At 63.0% G+C, this 3376-nt stretch carries 4 protein-coding genes; 3 read left to right on the plus strand and 1 reads right to left on the minus strand.

Annotated elements, in window-relative coordinates:
• On the minus strand, positions 1–387 hold a 387-nt coding region (locus ENJ19_10055), incomplete at its 3' end, for a hypothetical protein (GenBank protein HHM06067.1).
• Between the two features lie 171 nt (positions 388–558).
• Between ENJ19_10055 and ENJ19_10060 the strand changes: the two genes are divergently transcribed.
• From ENJ19_10060 to ENJ19_10070, 3 genes are all read left to right on the plus strand, one after another.
• Positions 559–1506 carry a hypothetical protein gene (locus ENJ19_10060; protein HHM06068.1) on the plus strand — a complete coding sequence of 316 codons (948 nt, stop codon included), beginning with the start codon at positions 559–561 and terminating at the stop codon, positions 1504–1506.
• Positions 1507–1597: 91 nt separating this feature from the next.
• Positions 1598–2863, plus strand: a complete 1266-nt coding sequence (locus ENJ19_10065; protein ID HHM06069.1) for a DUF4185 domain-containing protein — start codon at positions 1598–1600, stop codon at positions 2861–2863.
• Between the two features lie 87 nt (positions 2864–2950).
• Positions 2951–3376, plus strand: a 426-nt coding sequence (locus tag ENJ19_10070) for a glycine--tRNA ligase subunit alpha (GenBank protein ID HHM06070.1), incomplete at its 3' end; no start/stop codon positions are given.

A 3376-nucleotide genomic window follows, 5' to 3' on the forward strand; every position in this document is an offset into this window, starting at 1 on the left:
CGCCAGCTGACCATAGGTCAGGCCCCCGTCCCGTCCGATACCCTCTGCGAGAGACTGGTAGGCACTGCGGCCCAGATCAACGTAGTAACTCACGCGCACCCGCCGGCGCCGGGCCCGCTTGGGAAACAGACCGGAATAAAGCAGGCATTTGTCCCCTACTTCGCGCAGGCAGTGCCGCTGGAGGCGGCCTTCCAGATGCTGGCTCTGCAGGTACTCCAGCGCCAGCACGCTGGTGGCAAGGGCGGGGTCGTCGGTAAAACGGATCAGCAGCAGAACCAGGTAGGAAAGAACGTCCTGGTCCAGTTCGTGGGCGGTGTCGTTCTGCGCCTCCTGCAACAGGTCCAGCCAGGTTTCCACGATGCTCGGCTTGAATACTACAGTGTCCATAAGCCCTCCTGCTACGTTAAGTTATCGGTTGACGGTCCGATGTTTCAAGGGAGCGCGCCGGGAAAGGCCCGGCAAGATCCACACCCGGCCGCCATCGCGATCAAAGCAAAAGGATTCCAGCTTCTCATGGATGACGCATTCCATTTTCCCCCAGCCGGTTGGCGTCCCGCGATGGGGTTCCCAGTCTGTTTTGCCTTGTTGTTCCTGGCCACCGCCGCCGAGGGCGCGGCTTATGACATTGAATTGGACGGCAACCTGGGCCTGGCCTACCGGCGCGACAATCTCACCTGGAACATCGCCGGCACCAGCACCGGAACCAATCCCAATATTCTGTCCGAGCTGGCCTGGAACCAGCTCCACATCGCGGAGCTGCAGGGCGAGCTGTGGGCACGGCTGAAGCAGCGTTTCATCAGTCGTTTGTACGGCGCCACAGGGGAGATTCTCGCCGGCGACAACCAGGATTCTGACTACTCCTCTGACAATCGCCAGGGGGAGTTTTCCCGCTCCAACAACGCCGCCGGCGGCCGGGTGCTGGACGCCAGCGCGGGGGTGGGTTACGAATTCCGTCTGTTTGACCGCACTGTTGAGCGCTACGCTTACTTTGCGCCCATGATCGGGTACTCCCTGCACCGCCAAAACCTCACCATGTTCGACGGCGTGCAAACCGTGGATCCCGGCGGCACCGTGCCCCGCGCCATAGACGGTCTGGACAGCCGTTACGACGCGAGGTGGCGTGGTGGCTGGGCGGGTTTTCGTTTTCGCATGGAAGCCTCCAAACGACGGCAAATGACTCTGAGGTTTGAATACCACTTCAAGGCCCGCTACCGTGGCGAGGCCGACTGGAACCTGCGCAGCGATCTGGCCCACCCCGTCAGTTTCGTCCACGAGGCCAGAGGTGAGGGGTTCGCCTTCGAGTTCCGTGACGAGTTCCAGCTCAGCCGCCGCTGGGGTGGCGTGTTCCGCTTCTCCTGGCAGGCATGGACCACCGACCCCGGCGTGGACACTGTCTTCACTGTGGACGAGACCACCGGTCAGCCCAGCGGCACCCAGACCACCCGCCTCAACAACGTCAACTGGCGCAGTTATTCCTTCGGCCTGCAGGCGCGTTACCGCTATTGAGCGAGCCGGAGTGGCGGGCGAAGCTCAAGTTTGCAGGAGCGTATCCGACACTGTGAACGCAACATCCCCAGCGGCAAGGAGGCATACGGCCATGACTCGTCCCCAGCTGTTAGTCGTTACAATCATCCTGCTCAGCCTGGGTGCCTGTGGCGGTGGTTCCAGCTCCAGCAGCGGCGGCAGCGGTGCGGACAACAGCAGCAGTAGCAGTAACAGCAATGCGACGCTCACCGGCCTCAGCGTGGCGGCCACCGCCACCGACCTGCATTATTTCGGCGACCTGTGGCCGGCGACCTGGGCCGATGACGACAAGGTGTATCTGGCCTTCGGCGACGGCACGGGCATGAAAAACTGCGTCCCCAGCCTGAGCCTGAGTGCGGGCTTTTCCCCGGCCGTCCCCGGCGTCGTCGTGGACTGGTCCGACACCACGATAGGTGGCAGCGCCAGCCAGGCTGCCTGCACCACATCCGGGCAATGGAGCCCCGGCCTGGCTCCGCCCCAGGGCGCCGGTTTCTACAGCGATTTTTGTGACCACTACGATTGCAACGCCTGCTACGAACTGTGCCGCTTCACGCCCAACGGCCTTATTGCCCTGAGCGGCACGCCGCCAACGTTTAACGATTGCAGCGGCAGCGATCAGTGCATCGTCTACCGCAACCTCCCCACCGACTACGCCACGGCCAACAGCACCTGGGTGAAAACCTCCAGCCTCATCAGCGTGGGCAGCCGTTTGCTGCTGGCGGCCCACTACCCCGCCGGCACGGTCACGGACGGGTACCTGGCCTACAGCGATGACCACGGCCAGAGCTGGACCACGGTGAGCAATTCCCCCTGGAGCGGAAACAGTCACTTCCGGGTGTTGATCTTCTTGCAAATGGGCCAGGCCTATGGCGACAACAGCGACGGTTATCTCTATGCCTTTGGTCTGGACCACGAACTGAACCAGCCCACCGCCACCTTGATGGACGTGTACCTGGCGCGGGTGCCCAAGGACCAGGCCCACGATTACAGCGCCTGGGAGTATTACACCGGCGCCGCCCAAAGCTGGTCCGCCAGCCAGAGCGACGCCGTGCCGGTCTCCGGCCTCTACACCTATGCCCAGGCATCCGCCATGTATCATTCCGGCCTGAAAAAATACCTCTTTTTCAGTGGTTACACCGAATCTGACGTCAAGGGCGCGGTGTTCGCGGCCGAGCAGCCCTGGGGCCCGTGGACCCGGGTGGACACTTTCCCCGGCGGCTTCATCGGCAGCCTCATCCCCAAAGGCACCGGTGCCAACAGTGTCTATTTCACCGGTGCCGGGGGAGGGGGGTACGACTACACCCTGAACATCACCGCCCTCAGCTTCACCACGCAGTAAAATCCGGGGGGGAGGCGGCTGCCTCCCCCTGTCTTGCGCCCGCCGACGCCGCTATAATTGCCCCCCTTTTGGACGGGCGGAACAGCCATGGCGGCGAGCACCATCAGTTTTCAGGACCTGATCCTCACCCTGCAGCGCTACTGGGCAGAGCGGGGCTGTGTGATTCTGCAACCCTACGACATGGAAGTGGGCGCGGGCACCTTTCACCCGGCCACTTTCTTGCGAGCCATCGGCCCCGAGCCCTGGCGCGCGGCGTATGTGCAGCCCTCGCGCCGCCCCACCGACGGCCGCTACGGCGACAACCCCAACCGCTTGCAGCACTATTTTCAGTATCAAGTGGTACTCAAGCCCTCGCCCGATAACATCCAACAGCTATACCTCGATTCGCTCGCGGCGCTGGGCATCGACCCGCTGCAAGACGATATCCGCTTTGTTGAAGACAACTGGGAATCCCCTACCTTGGGCGCTTGGGGCCTCGGCTGGGAAGTGTGGCTAAACGGCATGGAGGCCACC

The organism is Gammaproteobacteria bacterium (genome assembly GCA_011375345.1).
In the GTDB taxonomy this organism is placed as follows: domain Bacteria; phylum Pseudomonadota; class Gammaproteobacteria; order DRLM01; family DRLM01; genus DRLM01.